The 15,905-nt window shown below is 40.5% G+C and carries 12 protein-coding genes, 1 other RNA gene and 1 other annotated feature; of the genes, 1 reads left to right on the forward strand and 12 read right to left on the reverse strand.

Features of this window, described 5'->3' with window-relative positions; translation table 11 throughout:
* The 8 genes from ruvX to cymR form a co-directional block, all read right to left on the reverse strand.
* Entirely contained in the window at nucleotides 1-426 is a 426-nt protein-coding gene (ruvX, locus tag GY23_RS05485; protein ID WP_075618161.1) for a Holliday junction resolvase RuvX, read from the reverse strand.
* A 3-nt stretch (nucleotides 427-429) separates the two neighbouring features.
* Nucleotides 430-696 (reverse strand): IreB family regulatory phosphoprotein, encoded by a 267-nt coding sequence (locus tag GY23_RS05490; RefSeq protein ID WP_017380185.1) that lies wholly within the window; start codon nucleotides 694-696, stop codon nucleotides 430-432.
* A gap of 90 nt (nucleotides 697-786) precedes the next feature.
* A complete protein-coding gene (gene alaS / locus GY23_RS05495; protein WP_075618162.1) occupies nucleotides 787-3,414 on the reverse strand; it encodes an alanine--tRNA ligase in 2,628 nt (875 codons plus the stop codon).
* A gap of 162 nt (nucleotides 3,415-3,576) precedes the next feature.
* Nucleotides 3,577-3,786, reverse strand: a binding site (T-box leader).
* Between the two features lie 126 nt (nucleotides 3,787-3,912).
* The gene (gene recD2 / locus GY23_RS05500; RefSeq protein ID WP_075618163.1) at nucleotides 3,913-6,354 is read right to left on the reverse strand and encodes an SF1B family DNA helicase RecD2; all 2,442 of its coding nucleotides are present in this window, start codon (nucleotides 6,352-6,354) and stop codon (nucleotides 3,913-3,915) included.
* A 22-nt stretch (nucleotides 6,355-6,376) separates the two neighbouring features.
* Nucleotides 6,377-7,033, reverse strand: a complete 657-nt coding sequence (locus tag GY23_RS05505) for a tetratricopeptide repeat protein (RefSeq protein WP_075618164.1) — start codon at nucleotides 7,031-7,033, stop codon at nucleotides 6,377-6,379.
* An 18-nt stretch (nucleotides 7,034-7,051) separates the two neighbouring features.
* Nucleotides 7,052-8,173: a tRNA 2-thiouridine(34) synthase MnmA gene (gene mnmA, locus GY23_RS05510; RefSeq protein ID WP_075618165.1), complete on the reverse strand. Its 1,122-nt coding sequence runs from the start codon at nucleotides 8,171-8,173 to the stop codon at nucleotides 7,052-7,054.
* Between the two features lie 155 nt (nucleotides 8,174-8,328).
* Nucleotides 8,329-9,471, reverse strand: a complete 1,143-nt coding sequence (locus GY23_RS05515) for a cysteine desulfurase family protein (protein WP_075618166.1) — start codon at nucleotides 9,469-9,471, stop codon at nucleotides 8,329-8,331.
* An 11-nt stretch (nucleotides 9,472-9,482) separates the two neighbouring features.
* Complete coding sequence (gene cymR / locus GY23_RS05520; RefSeq protein ID WP_075618167.1) at nucleotides 9,483-9,902, reverse strand: cysteine metabolism transcriptional regulator CymR; 420 nt, start codon at nucleotides 9,900-9,902, stop codon at nucleotides 9,483-9,485.
* 135 nt (nucleotides 9,903-10,037) lie between these two features.
* Between cymR and GY23_RS05525 the strand changes: the two genes are divergently transcribed.
* On the forward strand, nucleotides 10,038-11,327 hold the full coding sequence (locus tag GY23_RS05525) for a replication-associated recombination protein A (RefSeq protein ID WP_075618168.1): 1,290 nt from the start codon (nucleotides 10,038-10,040) through the stop codon (nucleotides 11,325-11,327).
* 370 nt (nucleotides 11,328-11,697) lie between these two features.
* Here the strand turns inward: GY23_RS05525 and GY23_RS05530 are convergent, their stop codons facing one another.
* From GY23_RS05530 to hisS, 4 genes are all read right to left on the reverse strand, one after another.
* Complete coding sequence (locus GY23_RS05530; protein WP_075618169.1) at nucleotides 11,698-12,459, reverse strand: tRNA threonylcarbamoyladenosine dehydratase; 762 nt, start codon at nucleotides 12,457-12,459, stop codon at nucleotides 11,698-11,700.
* Nucleotides 12,460-12,557: 98 nt separating this feature from the next.
* Nucleotides 12,558-12,737: non-coding RNA, 6S RNA (gene ssrS, locus GY23_RS05535), on the reverse strand.
* Between the two features lie 43 nt (nucleotides 12,738-12,780).
* Nucleotides 12,781-14,568: an aspartate--tRNA ligase gene (aspS, locus tag GY23_RS05540; protein ID WP_075618170.1), complete on the reverse strand. Its 1,788-nt coding sequence runs from the start codon at nucleotides 14,566-14,568 to the stop codon at nucleotides 12,781-12,783.
* Nucleotides 14,565-15,857, reverse strand: a complete 1,293-nt coding sequence (gene hisS / locus GY23_RS05545) for a histidine--tRNA ligase (protein ID WP_075618171.1) — start codon at nucleotides 15,855-15,857, stop codon at nucleotides 14,565-14,567. The genes aspS and hisS overlap by 4 nt, the downstream gene beginning before the upstream one ends.
* Between the last annotated feature and the right edge of the window lie 48 nt (nucleotides 15,858-15,905).

Here is a 15,905-nt window from a genome sequence, read left to right on the forward strand (position 1 = left end):
TCACCTCTTATTAGATTGACTATCAAGATAGCCTTGTAAAATCATAACCGCCGCCATTTTATCGATTACTTGTTTACGTTTCTTGCGACTGACATCTGCACTAATGAGCATTTTTTCCGCAGCAGAAGTTGTCAAACGCTCATCCCATAGAAATACTGGTTTTTCAAACGTTTCACGCAATAATTCTGCATAACGTTCCGATGCTTCAGCACGAGGTCCTATCGTGTTGTTCATGTTTTTTGGGTATCCGACTACAAAAGATGATACTTCATGCGATTTCATTAATTCGGCTACACGTTCGATGCCGAATTTTTCATTTGCTTCATCAATTTTAATCGTTTCGATCCCTTGGGCTGTCCAACCAAAAGCATCACTAATCGCAACGCCTACCGTTTTCGTGCCCACATCTAACCCCATTACTCTCATCTTTTATGCCTCGTTATTCTTCTTGATGTAAAACTTTACAAGTTCTTCCAAGATTTCATCACGCTCAAGCTTACGGATTAAGTTTCTTGCTTCCTGATGGCGAGGAATATATGCCGGATCACCCGAAAGTAAATAGCCGACAATTTGATTGATCGGGTTGTACCCTTTTTCTTCAAGCGCCGAATGGACATGTAGCATAACTTGCTTCACTTCTTGTTCCATAGACTCTTCCGGAAAATTAAACTTCATTGTCTTGTCAAACGAACTCATGATCAGCACCTCGCTTTCGGAGTAGAATCTGATTGTCTTGTACAAGCATATTTTCGTTACTTGTTAAGTATAACCGATTTCAACTTTTTATTAAACGGATTTGACATAATCATACACAGAATGTAATGCACCTTCAAGTTTCGACGAATCTTTAGCTCCTGCCATTGCCATGTCAGGACGGCCTCCACCCTTACCGTCACACTGTTCTGCTACATGTTTAACAATATTTCCAGCATGATATTTTCCACCCAACAAGTCATTTGTAACGCCCGCAATCAACATGACTTTATCACCTTCAGCAGCTCCTAAAACAATAACTGCTTCGGTCATTTTTGTTTTCAAGTCGTCCATCATTTGTCGAAGTTGATTATTATCTTTTGCTTGTACACGTGCAGATAAGACCGTAACTCCTTGAATTTGCTGAGCATTTTCCAAAATAGATGATGCTTGGCTATTGGCAATTTTAGCTGACAATGACTCATTTTCGCGTTGTACTTGACGAAGCTCTTGTTGCAAGCCTTGAACACGAGTGACTAAATCTTTTGGGTTTGCTTTTAATGCAGCTGCCGCTTCTTCCAATACACGTTCTTCTTCTTTGACTATCTCAAATGCAGCTTTCCCTGTGACAGCTTCAATTCGACGCGTTCCAGCTCCGATCCCACTTTCACTTACTAGTTTGAAGAAACCGATTTGCGAAGTATTACTTACATGACATCCACCACAAAGCTCAAGTGAGTATTGACCGATTGAAACGACACGAACAATATCACCATATTTCTCGCCAAATAGAGCCATTGCCCCCATTTGTTTTGCCTCTTCTATGCCATGAGATCCAGTTACAACTTGTATGTCATCCCAAATTTTTTCATTCACTTGTTGTTCAATAAGTGTGAGCTCTTCTTTTGTTACTTGACCAAAATGTGAAAAGTCAAAGCGTAAGCGATCTGGACCAACATATGAACCTGCTTGGTTAACATGCGTGCCGACAACGTCTTTTAATGCTTGGTGCAATAAATGGGTAGCTGTATGATTTTTCACTGTTGATTTTCGTAACTTTTGATCAACAGTTGCTGTCACAGCAGCGGCAGTGGTCAATTCTCCTGAATTAATGACAACGGTATGAAGGTTTTGACCATTCGGTGCTTTTTGCACATCTTTGACAAACCCTTTAAATAAATCATTTTCAATCGTTCCATGATCTGCAATTTGACCACCACTTTCAGCGTAAAACGGTGTATGGTCCAATACTAGCTTAACTATGTCTCCTTCTTGAGCCAAGTCAACTAGTTCACCGTCTTTTACGATGACCAATACTTTTGCAGTGCTTGTCAAAGTGCTATATCCAATGAATCGACTATCTTCTTTAATGTTCCCTAACACTTCTGATTGCACTTGCATGGAATCCACGTCTTTACGTGCTGAACGAGCTCTCGTACGTTGTTCCTCCAGTGATGATTTGAATCCTTCCAAATCAACTGTCATTCCATTTTCCTGTGCATATTCTTCAGTTAATTCTACAGGGAATCCGTACGTATCATAAAGACGGAAAGCATCGCTACCTGGAATCACACTTAAGCCTTCAGCTTGTTGGGTAGAAATGACTGAAGATAATATTCCAAGTCCATCTTGTAACGTCTCATGGAAGCGTTCCTCTTCGTTTTTAATGACACGCATGATAAATTCTTGTTTAGCTTCCACTTCCGGATAGAAATCTTTCATGATTTCTCCAATAACCGGTACTAGGTTGTACATAAATGGACGATCTATCCCTAAATTTTTCCCAAAACGTACTGCGCGACGAAGTAGACGACGTAAGACATATCCACGACCTTCATTTGATGGAAGTGCACCATCACCAATCGCGAAAGCTACTGTACGTGTGTGATCAGCGATTATTTTAAATGCTAGGTCTGTATCTCCACCATTGCCATAACTTTGACCAGATACTTCTTCAGTCTTGCGAATTATGGGCATGAATAAATCTGTATCGAAGTTTGTTGGTACGTTTTGTACGACACATGCCATACGTTCCAGACCCATTCCAGTATCGATGTTTTGTTTTGGCAGTGGTGTGTAGGTATTGTCAGGATTATGGTTGAATTCCGAGAATACCAAATTCCAAATTTCTAAGTATCGATCATTTTCGCCACCTGGATACATTTCCGGATCATTCATGTCATTGCCATAACTTTCTCCACGGTCATAGAAAATTTCTGAGTTCGGACCACTCGGACCTTCTCCGATGTCCCAGAAGTTTCCTTCCAAACGAATGATGCGTTCAACAGGAATGCCGATTTCATCACGCCAAATCGCGTAAGCCTCTTCGTCTTCTGGATGCACAGTAATGGATAAGAGTTCCGGATCGAATCCTATCCATTTTTTGTCGGTCAAAAATTCCCAAGCCCATTGAATCGCTTCTTTTTTGAAGTACTCACCAATTGAGAAGTTCCCTAACATTTCAAAGAATGTATGGTGACGCGCTGTTTTACCTACATTCTCAATATCATTGGTACGTATCGATTTTTGAGCATTTGTAATTCGTGGATTCGTTGGGACAACGCGTCCATCAAAATATTTTTTTAACGTTGCGACACCACTGTTGATCCATAGCAATGAATTATCGTTAATTGGTACTAGTGGTGCACTCGGCTCAACCGCATGCCCTTTTTCAATGAAAAAATCTAAATACATACGACGAATTTCTGCTGCTGTTTTCATGATTAATTCCTCCTTAGAATAGAAAAGCACAAAGCACCTGTCTTGCACGACGCCATTTAATGTTGAACAAGGCTTGATTCAAAAGCCTATTTACTTGAATGCCTGAAACTAGGATGAGGGCTGTTCTTATTGCAGGACAATAGAAAAAGCCCTCATCCCTAAAAAAGGGACGAAGGCTTCAATTCGCGGTACCACCCTAGTTACAGCAAACGAATTTGCTGTCTCTCGATTATGCCTTAACGCGGCTGCACGGCAGTGATTAGCTGCACTCAGGAGTAGCTTTCCATCTTATCCACTTGAAGGTTCTTTCAGCCAAGGAACCTCTTTCTTTTACAAGCATCATAGATGTACTTTTTCCATCAACGTTTTGTATCATTTGATTAGAATTATTAGATAAACACATCTTGCACCGACAATGATGCGAGATGATGTCTTATCTTATACTGATATCCTAATTTTTTTATTCTCTTATCAGTGTAAAAAACAATTGTGCGTGTGTCAATTGACTTCCTCTAAAAAATCATAAGGCGTCATATTATTCATACCAACTAGCGGATGAATCTTCAAATGATTAGTTGCAGTTAGGGCAATTTCACCAGATTCTTCCTGATCAATTTCCGACTCGGTTTGTACATTCGACTCATCTTTATCTGGTTCGTGAGACGTTACAAAATCTTCACTTAATCGTTCTTTTAATGAAGTTAACCGCGCTAAATCGTCGGTACGTTCAATCCCAAATTTAAAGACCTCTGCGTCTCCACAAAGTATTAAGAAGTCTTTCGCACGAGTAATCCCAGTATACAGCAAATTACGCCTTAACATCTTCATGTAACTACGAACAACTGGCATGATGACAATAGGAAACTCACTGCCTTGAGATTTATGAATCGAGCAGCAATAGGCCAGCGTAAGCTGTCCTAAATCATTTCGTTGGTACGTCACTTCAATTCCTTCAAAAGAGACAATCATCATGTCTGTTTTTTCAACATTGTCTTTTGCTTTGGAAATGCTGATGACTTCGCCCATATCCCCGTTATACACTTGACTTTCGGGTTGATTGACAAGTTGTAACACCTTATCTCCAACACGGTAGATGGTTTCGCCAAAGACCAATTCTTTTCGTTGGCCAGTATCATTTGGATTGACCATGAGCTGAATCATTTTATTTAATGCATCGATTCCCGCTGGACCTTTATACATCGGTGCCAGCACTTGAATTTCTTTAATGGTATGCCCTTTTGCCATCGCACTCTTGATCACTTGTTCGACCACTTTAGCTATTTGATCAGGCCCGGACTTAATGAATGAACGATCGGATGTTTTGCCCGTCAAGTTTGGAGGCAACTGTCCTTTTTTCATTTGATGTGCAAGTTCAATAATTGATGAACCAGCTGCTTGTCGGTAGATATCGGTCAGCTCTACTGTTGGGATGCGTTTTGACGCAAGTAAGTCCTTCAATACTTGCCCAGGTCCGACCGGTGGCAATTGATCTTGGTCCCCTACAAATATGACTTGAGCACCCTCTGGGATTGCTTTAAGCAGTTGATGAGCAAGCCAGGTATCAACCATCGACATTTCATCGATAATGATTAAATTCCCTTTAATATCTCTTTCAGTCTCTTCTTCTTTATCCTGTCCCGTAAAGCCAAGTAAACGGTGAATCGTCATCGCTGGTAGCCCTGTCGATTCATTCATTCGCTTAGCAGCTCTACCTGTTGGTGCTGCCAATATGATTGGAAATGGCTCTTGTTTTTTCGCATACTCTTTTGGATCTAGCGTCAAGCCATGTAATTCAGCATACACTTCCACGAGCCCACGTACTACGGTTGTTTTCCCTGTACCCGGACCACCTGTCAACAGCATGACCGAGGCATTCATTCCTTGTTCAATCGCGGCAATTTGAGTTTCTGCATATGAAACACCAAGACGTTCTTCCGCATCTCCAAGTGCCTTCCGAATTTCCGATGATGGGAATCCCGTTCTTTCTTTTTGCTCTTGAATCAAGATTTCTAATTTAGAAGCAATGCCAACTTCAGAATAATAGAGAGAAGGCAAATAAAAACGAGACATCTCACCAGCTAATTTGCCATCTTCAACTAGTTCGATACAAGCTTTTGAAATGGCTTCAAACGGAACTTCTTCAATTTGGTTAGATTCTAAAAGTTGCTGTACATTCGGTAATATTTGTTCCGCCGGTAAAAAAACGTGACCTTCGCTAAGCGACGCAGTGTTCAATAAATGAAAAACAGCCGCTTTAATTCGATCAGGATGCTTTCCCGTCATGCCTAATTTATTCCCTAACTCATCGGCTCGTTGAAAACCGATACCTTCTACATCTTCAATCAGGCGATACGGATTTTTCGTCAACACTTCAATGGTTTCTTCTCGGTACGTCTGATAAACCCGCATGGCGAGTTGTGGACCAAATCCCCATTCATTCAATTGAATCATGACACGCTCTAAACCAAGATTTTGTTCAAGTGTCATGCGAATGGTTTCTTTTTTCTCTTTCGCAAGACGAGGAACAGTATCGAGTGCTTCGGGATCGTCTAAAATAATACGAATCGTGTCTTTTCCAAGTTTCTTGACAATCGTTTCCGCAGTTTTCCGACCAATGCCATGAAATAAATCACTAGATAGATAATGTATGATGCCTTGTTCAGTTTGCGGAACATCCTTTGAGAATGTCTCCACTTGAAATTGTGTTCCGTATTTTGGATGCTGCTTAATTTGTCCCGTAAAGCGATAATCTTCTTCGTTAGTAAGTCGCGGAAAATAGCCGCTGACTATAATTTCTTTATCGTCATATGTAGAGTTTGTTTCATTTATTTTTAATTTCACAATGGAGAATAGGTTTGTGGGGTTATGAAAAATAGTGACGACAGGTTTGCCTGTTATAAACATAGGTTCTTGTTGAAATAAATCAATTTGATTTGACAAAACTGTCGCCTCCTAGTCTTTTTTAATTTCTTAATGCAATCATATCGTGTACATAACGAGCTTGATCGAAGTTTGGTTGTAATGTAAATGCTTGTTTTAAATGATACAGTGCGTCATTTGTACGATCCGTGGATACTGCATATAACACGCCTAAATTATAATGAGCATCTGCGTTGTTCACATCTTCATGTATGACATACATGAACTCTGGTTCAGCTTCTTTAAACATTTCAAGAGCCGCCAACCCGATTCCATATGATAAACGAATTTGCACGTCACTTGGTTCTAGTTCTGCTGCACGTTGCAAATATGGAAGTGCGAGTTTCGGGTTTTCAAGACGTTCAAAACATTTCCCAAGCATAAAGTAGGCATCTGCTCCCTGGATCCCAAATCGAATCGCTTTTTCATACAGTTTCGCAGCTTCCTCATAGCGGTCACTTTCATAATACAGATTGGCCAATCCGTAAAAAGCAGTTGCCGATTCCGGGTCAAGTGTTATCGCTTTTTGGAAAAAACGTTCCGCACGCTCTGTATCGTTGGTGCGTGCCAATAAGTTACCAAAGTTAATAAAGCCCAAAGGATTATTTGGTTCTTCTTCAATGGCTTTCGAAAAATGAACAACTGCTTGTTCATAATCTTTATTTTGAATGGCTGCTATGCCAAGTTCTAATTCATTCATATTCTCTCTCCTTGAACATTACCCAACATATGTTAGTTTTTTACCGTGTTTCATGACTTCGTCTATCGTCCCGCCGCCTAAACAAACTTCACCATCATACAGCACGACTGCTTGACCAGGCGTAATGGCACGAACCGGTTCCGCAAATGTGATGATCGCTCCGTCATTTTCCGTTAATTCAACATCCACTTTGATATCCGCTTGGCGGTATCTGAATTTAGCTGTACATGAAAACGTTTTTGCTTTTGGCGTATTCGTGGTAAAACTCATATTCACAGCGGTTAATTGATCGGAAAATAACGCTTCATGATGAATGTTTTGACCAACAAGCAACTCATTGCTTTCCAGGTTTTTACCCAATACAAACCATGGGTCTCCCGCTCCGCCAATCCCTAAGCCTTGGCGTTGACCGATTGTATAGTACATCAATCCATCATGACGACCCATTTTTACGCCATCCATTGTTACCATCTCACCTGGTTGTGCCGGTAAATATTGGCTTAAAAACTCTTTAAAATTACGTTCACCAATAAAGCAAATCCCAGTTGAATCTTTTTTGGCAGCTGTTGCAAGTCCTGCTTCAGTAGCGATTTCTCGCACCAATTTTTTCTCTAAATGTCCAATTGGAAACATGACTTTAGATAATTGGTCCTGTGACAATTGATTTAAGAAATACGTTTGATCTTTATTATTATCATGGCCACGCAGAAGTTGCGTTTCACCATTGACTTCTTTAACTTGTGCATAATGACCCGTTGCCAAATAATCTGCACCTAAACTAATCGCATGCTCTAAAAACGCTTTAAATTTAATTTCTTTGTTACACATGACGTCAGGATTTGGCGTTCTTCCAGCTTTATATTCTTCAAGGAAATACGTAAATACTTTATCCCAATATTGTTTCTCAAAATTCACCGCATAGTATGGTATGCCAATTTGGTTACAGACTTTGATCACATCGTCATAATCTTCAGTTGCAGTACACACACCATTTTCATCCGTGTCGTCCCAATTTTTCATAAAGATGCCAATGACATCATACCCTTGTTGTTTCAATAAATGAGCTGCAACGGATGAATCTACACCGCCGGACATGCCGACAACGACTCGCGTTTCTGCAGGGCTCTTTAGTTGTTGCATGTTAATCACCTTTTTCTAGTATTATTGTATGATGAAAAAGGAGCACCTAAAGTGTTGTTTATGAAACTCGAAGAAAGCCCTTCGAGTAACCAACTTTATGCTCCTGTGTTAATCAAGAAAAGAATTATTGTATACCAACTCTATAATAACTACTACTATTTAACGAGTCTTTTTACGACATCCGTTGTTCGTTGTGCAGCTAAATGAATATCTTCCAGTGTGACACCATAACCAAAACTAAAACGAATGGAGTTACGAAGTTGATTTGCTTTTTCCCCAAACATGGCCACTAACACGTGAGAAGGATCAATTGACCCTGCTGTGCACGCCGAACCACTTGAAACAGACAAGCCTGCCATATCTAAATTGACGAGCAACGATTCCACATCAGTCCCTTTAAAACTTACATTTAGAATGTGTGGAAGTGTATACTTCTCATCTCCATTTACTTCGAAAGCTAAATCCTCCTGAGTCCATGTGGAAACCATCGTTTCTTTGAATTGCTCATAAAGTTTTCGTTTTTTTACCATGGTTTGCTGAGAGATCGATACAGCTTCTGCAAATGCTAATACGCCAGGTACATTTTCTGTTCCCGCACGACGTTTTCGTTCTTGTTGACCACCGAATGTTTGGGGGTTTAGTCTTGTCCCTTTACGTTGATACATAAAGCCAATTCCTTTTGGCCCATTGATTTTATGCGACGACACAGATAACAAATCAACCTTTAACTCATCCACTGAAATCGGCAATAATCCGTATGCTTGAACTGCATCCGTATGGAAAGTTGCCGAATGCTCCTGTAACAATTCACCAATTTCTCGAATCGGTTGAATTGCTCCTACTTCATTGTTTCCAAGCATAATCGTCACCAATATCGTATCATCACGCAATGCTTGTTTGACATCCTCTATGGATATACGTCCATGTTCGTTAACAGGTAAATACGTGACGTCAAATCCTTCTTTCTCCAACTTTTCACACGCATGCAAAACCGCATGATGTTCAATTTGAGAAGTAATGATATGATTGCCATCTTTTCTGCGGGCATATGCCGTTCCGAAAATCGCTAAATTATCCGCCTCGGTACCACCACTCGTCATCACAATCTCGTGATCATTAGCCCCGATACTCGCCGCTAGACGATCTCGAGCTTTATCTAATTGTTTTCGTGCATCACGACCTGTAGCGTGGATGCTGGATGGATTGCCAAAGTCTTGTTCCATTGTTATAACGAGTTTTTCAATGACTTTTGGATGCACGGGCGATGTCGCTGCGTGATCTAAGTATATTCGATTCATCTCGTACTCCTTTATATATAATACATGTATCCGTCATCAGACGGTGTATCTTCATAAGCTGCTAAATCTTCGATTGTTGTCGTATCCAAAACGTTTTTTACCGCATCACGTATGCGGAGCCATAATTCCCGCTGTGGAGGTGGTTCATTTTCAATTCCTTCAACTGGTTGAATCGGCCCTTCTAAGACACGAATCACATCCCCCGCAGAAATCAAATGTGGAGGTTTTGACAACATATATCCTCCGTGTGCTCCCCTAACACTTTTGACAAGCCCAGAATTTCGCAGTGGTGAGACTAATTGTTCCAAATAAGCTTCTGATAAATCATTGTCTGCTGCTATTTTACGGAGTGGCAAAGGACCGTCTCCCATATGCTTGGCTAACTCAATCATAATCGTTAAACCATAACGACCTTTTGTCGAAATTTTCACGTTAATCACCTCAAGAAATCCTTCAAATTCATTCCTACAGTATAGCACATTTCCGACCAATCGCCTGTGTAATGACTTTTCACAAGTAAACACGTATAATAGAGAACAAACGTACGAATTTAGGAGGTGCTCAGGTTGCAAAATGAACCACTTGCCTATCGCATGAGACCGCAAAAATTAGATGAAATCGCTGGACAACAGGACATTATTGGAAAAAACACTCCTTTATATAAGATGATTGATCATGGACATGTGCCCTCCATGTTGTTATACGGTGAACCAGGAATTGGCAAGACATCCCTTGCTTATGCAATAGCTGGGACATGTAACCTCCCGTTCATTGCTTTAAACGCTACACGGTCAGGAAAGAAAGATATTGAAGATGTTGTTGCGGAATCCCGTGTGACAGGAAAAGTATTGTTGTTTTTGGATGAAATCCATCGTTTTAATAAATTGCAACAAGATGCATTGCTACCGCATGTTGAAAGTGGTGCGATTGTATTGATCGGGGCGACGACTGAAAATCCATTCCATGATGTAAACCCCGCGATTCGTTCTCGCTGTGGTGAAATCAAACAACTAAAACGTTTATCGGCTCAAGACTTATTAACACTGATCGAACGTGCACTAAGTGACGAAAAACGAGGACTTGGTCGCCAAACCATTCAAATAACCGAAGAACAGCAACTGAAAATTGCTGAAGCAGCAAATGGAGATGCACGTAAGGCGTTGACGCTACTTGAATCCGTTGTTTCTGCATCTGATGAAGAAGATGGTGTCACTATTGTGGACGAATCTCTTTTGCAAAACTTAGTCGAACGTATTGGCGTTTTCGGTGACAAAAAAGGATCGCATTTCTACAATTTACTGTCAGCTCTGCAAAAATCAGTCCGTGGAAGTGACGTCAATGCAGCCATGTATTATTTAGCCCATTTACTCGAAAATGGAGATTTAGTTGCTGTATCAAGACGACTTCTCGTAATGGCATATGAAGATATCGGCGTCGCAAATCTTGCTGTCGGTGGACATGTACTGGCAAGCATACAAGCCGCCGAACGATTGGGATTACCAGAAGCACGCATACCACTGGCCAATGCCGTTGTAGAGATGTGTCTTTCTGAGAAATCCAATTCAGCGTATAAAGCGATCGATGCAGCTATTGCGTCCATTCATGCAGGAAAAGTTGGGGACATTCCAAGTCACCTAAAAGACACTCACTACGCTGGTGCAGCAGCACTTGGGCATGAAGGATATGTGTACCCGCACAACACACCGATAGGAACATTTGGGGGCTGGGCAAATCAAACGTACTTGCCTGACAACTTACTCGGTTCGAAGTTTTACACTCCCGTAGTTGCAGGTGAGGAGAAGAAACTTGCTGGGATCTATCATAAGTTAGAGAGCTTTAAAGGGAAAAAGACCTGAATCGAAAGTGATTCAGGTTTTTTTTGTTGAAAACCTTTTTTGTACGATGAAGTGTGAGGGGATTAGGAGAAAAATGGTTAGTTGATCAGGTTAGACCAATAGTTGATCAGGTTACGACATTTGTTGATCAAGTTATCAAGAGATTGGTGACAATTCGAAGACGAATCACGAAGATTAATCCAAAATTGAAGAGTTGCGACATAAAACAGAGAAGTTGCGACCAATACCAAGAGAGTTGCGACATAAAACCGAAAAGTTGCGACAAAAATCATGCAAGTTGCGACTATCATCTCAAAAAATGTTGCCGCTATAGAAAATTCCCATTAAAACGCAAAAAATCAACCCCTCCATATCGTGAGGGGCTGATTTTTTATGAACGAATTCGTTTCACAGGAATTTCTTTTGTTATATCGTTAATAACCCAACTTGCTGCGATTAATCCTACAACGGATGGAACAAAAGCGTTCGACGATGGAGGCATTTTTGCTTTTCGAATTGTTGCGTCTGGTTTCCCTACTGTGCCAACTACATCCTCTCGAACGACAATCGGGCTTTCATCAGAGAAGACTACAGGAATACCTTTGCGAATGCCATCTTTACGGAGTTTTGTGCGGATGATTTTCGCTAATGGATCTGTATTTGTTTTTGAAATGTCGGCGATTTTAAATCTTGTTGGGTCAGTTTTGTTTGCTGCTCCCATGCTTGAAATCATTTTCACTCCGCGTGCTAAACATTCTTTCATCAAATGGATTTTGTAAATGATCGTGTCTGATGCATCTATGACGTAATCCAGGTTATGACTGAAAAATTCTTCAAATGTTTCTTCAGTGTAGAACATATGTAAATCATGTACTTCACACTCAGGGTTAATATCCAATATTCGTTCTTTCATGACTTCCGATTTAGAGCGACCTACTGTTGATGTGTATGCAACTAATTGGCGATTGATATTTGTAATATCCACATTGTCTTTATCGACAAGAATGATTTTTCCAATGCCGCTACGTGCACAAGCCTCAGCAGCAAAAGAACCTACGCCACCAACACCAAGTATTGCGACGGTGGTGTTTCTATATAAATCTACGCCCTCTTTACCGACGGCTAATTCATTTCTTGAAAACTGATGTAACATTTTTTTACCTCTCAATCTATATCTTTTTAGTCGGATTTATACTCAATAAAAACCCCCTAGCCTTATAGATAGCTAGAGGGATTATACATAATGAAAGGACGAATCCCAATTGTGCCGTCATTATGGTATCGTTTTGAACCCGCAAACAGCAGGTGGGTATCCACTTCATAACTTTAAAAGTCCCCTGGGGGCATGTTTGCCATTACGAAAGGAGGATTCCCGACGATATAATTGTTCGGTCAAAAGCGATTGGCAATAAACGAACACATCAGGATTCGTGTTACAAGTATCTTATCATAGCTATTTTAGAAATTCAACCACTTATTCAACCGATTTTGCATTTTTCTGAAGATTTATCGCTAATGATAAATCTTTTAATTGTTCCTCAGAAACTGGACTTGGAGCTTTCGTTAAAATGTCACTCGCACTCGCTGTTTTAGGGAAAGCAATTGTGTCGCGTAAGTTTGTACGACCAGCCAGTATCATAACAATCCGGTCTAAACCAAAGGCAATCCCACCATGTGGAGGGGTTCCATATTCGAATGCTTCCATTAAGAATCCAAATTGAGCTGTCGCTTCTTCTTTTGAGAATCCTAAAATGCTGAACATTTTTTCTTGAATATTACGCTCATAAATCCGTAATGATCCCCCACCAAGTTCGTAGCCATTTAATACTAAGTCGTACGCTTGAGCACGTACTTCCGCTGGATTTGAATCCATTAATTCGATGTCCTCGACAAATGGCATCGTGAATGGATGATGTGCTGCATAATAGCGCCCATCCTCAGCGTCGTATTCAAATAACGGCCAGTCAACGACCCAAAGGAATGCAAACTTGCTTTCATCAATCAACTGAAGTTCTTTACCCAATTTCAAGCGTAGAGCACCTAAAGAATCGGCAACAACCGATTTTTTATCAGCCACAAATAATAATAAGTCTCCAGCTTCGGCTTGAAGTGTCTCTGCCAATTTCTCCCCGGCTTCACCTTCAAAGAATTTAGCGATTGGACCCTTTAGTCCTTCTTCATCTACTTTTAACCAAGCTAAACCTTTTGCTCCATAAACTGCCGCAAAGACACCTAATGCATCAATATCTTTTCTGGAATAGTTAGCTGCAGCACCTTTGACGTTGATTGCTTTTACTTGTCCTCCGTTTTCAACAGCCCCCGCGAAAACTTTAAATGAAGAATCTGCAACCAATGATGAAACGTCTTGTAATTCTAAGCCAAAGCGAACGTCTGGTTTATCTGAACCAAAACGGTCCATTGCTTCTGTATACTTCATACGTTGGAATGGTGTTTCGATCTCGATGCCTTTTACATCTTTCATGACCTTTTTCATCATGCGTTCGTTCTGTTCCAGAATTTCGTCCATTGACATGAAACTCATTTCCATATCGATTTGTGTGAATTCCGGTTGACGATCTGCACGTAAATCTTCATCACGGAAACAACGGGCAATTTGGTAATATTTTTCAATTCCTGATACCATCAGCATTTGTTTGAATAATTGTGGCGACTGAGGTAATGCATAAAATTCTCCTTCGTGAACACGGCTTGGCACCAAATAATCACGTGCTCCTTCAGGTGTTGATTTCGTTAAAATTGGTGTTTCCACTTCCAGGAATGCTTCTTCATCCAAGAAACGACGAATCGCTTTTGTTACTTCTGAACGCATTTTTAATGTGTCATACATTACAGGACGACGAAGGTCCAAATAACGATATTTTAATCGTAAGTCTTCATTGACATCTGTTTTATCTTCAATAGCGAAAGGTGGGTTTTTTGCTTCATTGATGACAGTAACTTGAGTTGCTTGCACTTCAATACGACCCGTTTTCATGTTCGGGTTTACTTGGGACTCTTGACGTGCAACTACTTCACCGCTTATTTCAACTACATATTCATTGCGAAGTTTATCACCGATTACCAGGGCCTCCTCAGAGATTGCGGGATTGATTACGATTTGAACAATCCCTGTACGGTCACGGAGGTCAACGAAAATGAGTCCACCAAGGTCACGTCTTTTTTGTACCCATCCTTTTAATACCACTTGTTGTCCGATTGCTTGTTCTGCTACTTCTCCACATGGATGTGTACGTTTTGTCATGCTAATTCCCCCATTGCTTTAATTACGATTTCGTTATAGTTTTGTACAATTTCTTCAAATGTCATTTCCTGTTGTTTACCGGTTGCTAAATATTTTAAAGAAACTTTGCCAGTCTCCAGTTCATTATCTCCGATGACAACAGAGAATTTTGCATTTAGACGATCGGCTGACTTCATTTGTGCTTTTACTTTACGGTCCAAATAATCCATTTCTGCAGAGATATTGTGTTGACGGAGTTCCGATACGAATGATACAGCTTTATCTTTTGCTGCTTCACCCATTGCCACTACATAAATATCCAATGCATCAAGAATTGAGAAATTTAATCCTTCAGCTTCTAATGCCAATAGTAGTCGTTCAATACTCATCCCAAAACCTATTCCTGGAGCCTCGGGACCACCTAAGTCTTCAACAAGTCCGTTATAACGGCCGCCTCCGGCAAGTGTCGTAATGGCACCAAAACCTTCGCCTTCACTCATGATTTCGAATGCTGTATGATTGTAATAATCAAGACCACGCACTAAGTTCGGATCCAATTCATATCCAACCTGTAATATGTCCAAGTAATGTTTTACTTTCTCGAAATAGGCTGCAGACTCTTCATTTAAGTAATCAGGTAGTTTCGGTGCTGTGCTCATTAATGGATTTTCACGATCCACTTTACAGTCCAGAATGCGAAGAGGATTCTTTTGCAAGCGATTTTGACAATCCGTGCAAAAACCTTCGATATGGGGAGCAAAATGTGAAATCAGTGCATCTCGATGTGCTTGTCGGCTTTCCAAGTCACCCAGCGAGTTAATGACTAACTTAATCTTTTTCAATCCAGCCTTTTTATATACGCTCATCGCTAATGCCATTACTTCTGCATCAATTGCGGGATCTTTACTGCCTATTGCTTCGATTCCGAATTGTACGAATTGACGATAGCGTCCTGCTTGTTGTCGTTCATAACGGAACATCGGTCCCATGTAGTACAATTTAACAGGTTGATTTGGCAACCCAAATAATTTGTTTTCTACAAATGAACGAACAACTGATGCCGTTCCTTCTGGACGCAATGTTAATGAACGATTTCCTCTATCTGTAAAGGTGTACATTTCTTTTTGAACGATATCTGTTGTATCCCCAACACTTCGAGTAAATAGTTCGGTATGTTCAAAAATTGGCGTTCGAATTTCTTTGTATTGATATAAATTACACGTATCGCGAATGAGTTGTTCTACTGCTTGCCATTTCTCTGTTTCACCCGGTAATAAATCTTTCGTTCCTCTTGGCACATTAATCGACATGTAATGGGCTCCTCTCATTGACAAAATAAAAAAGCTCCCGCCCCTCGC

This window comes from Paenisporosarcina indica (assembly GCF_001939075.1).
Taxonomy (GTDB): Bacteria; Bacillota; Bacilli; order Bacillales_A; family Planococcaceae; genus Paenisporosarcina; species Paenisporosarcina indica.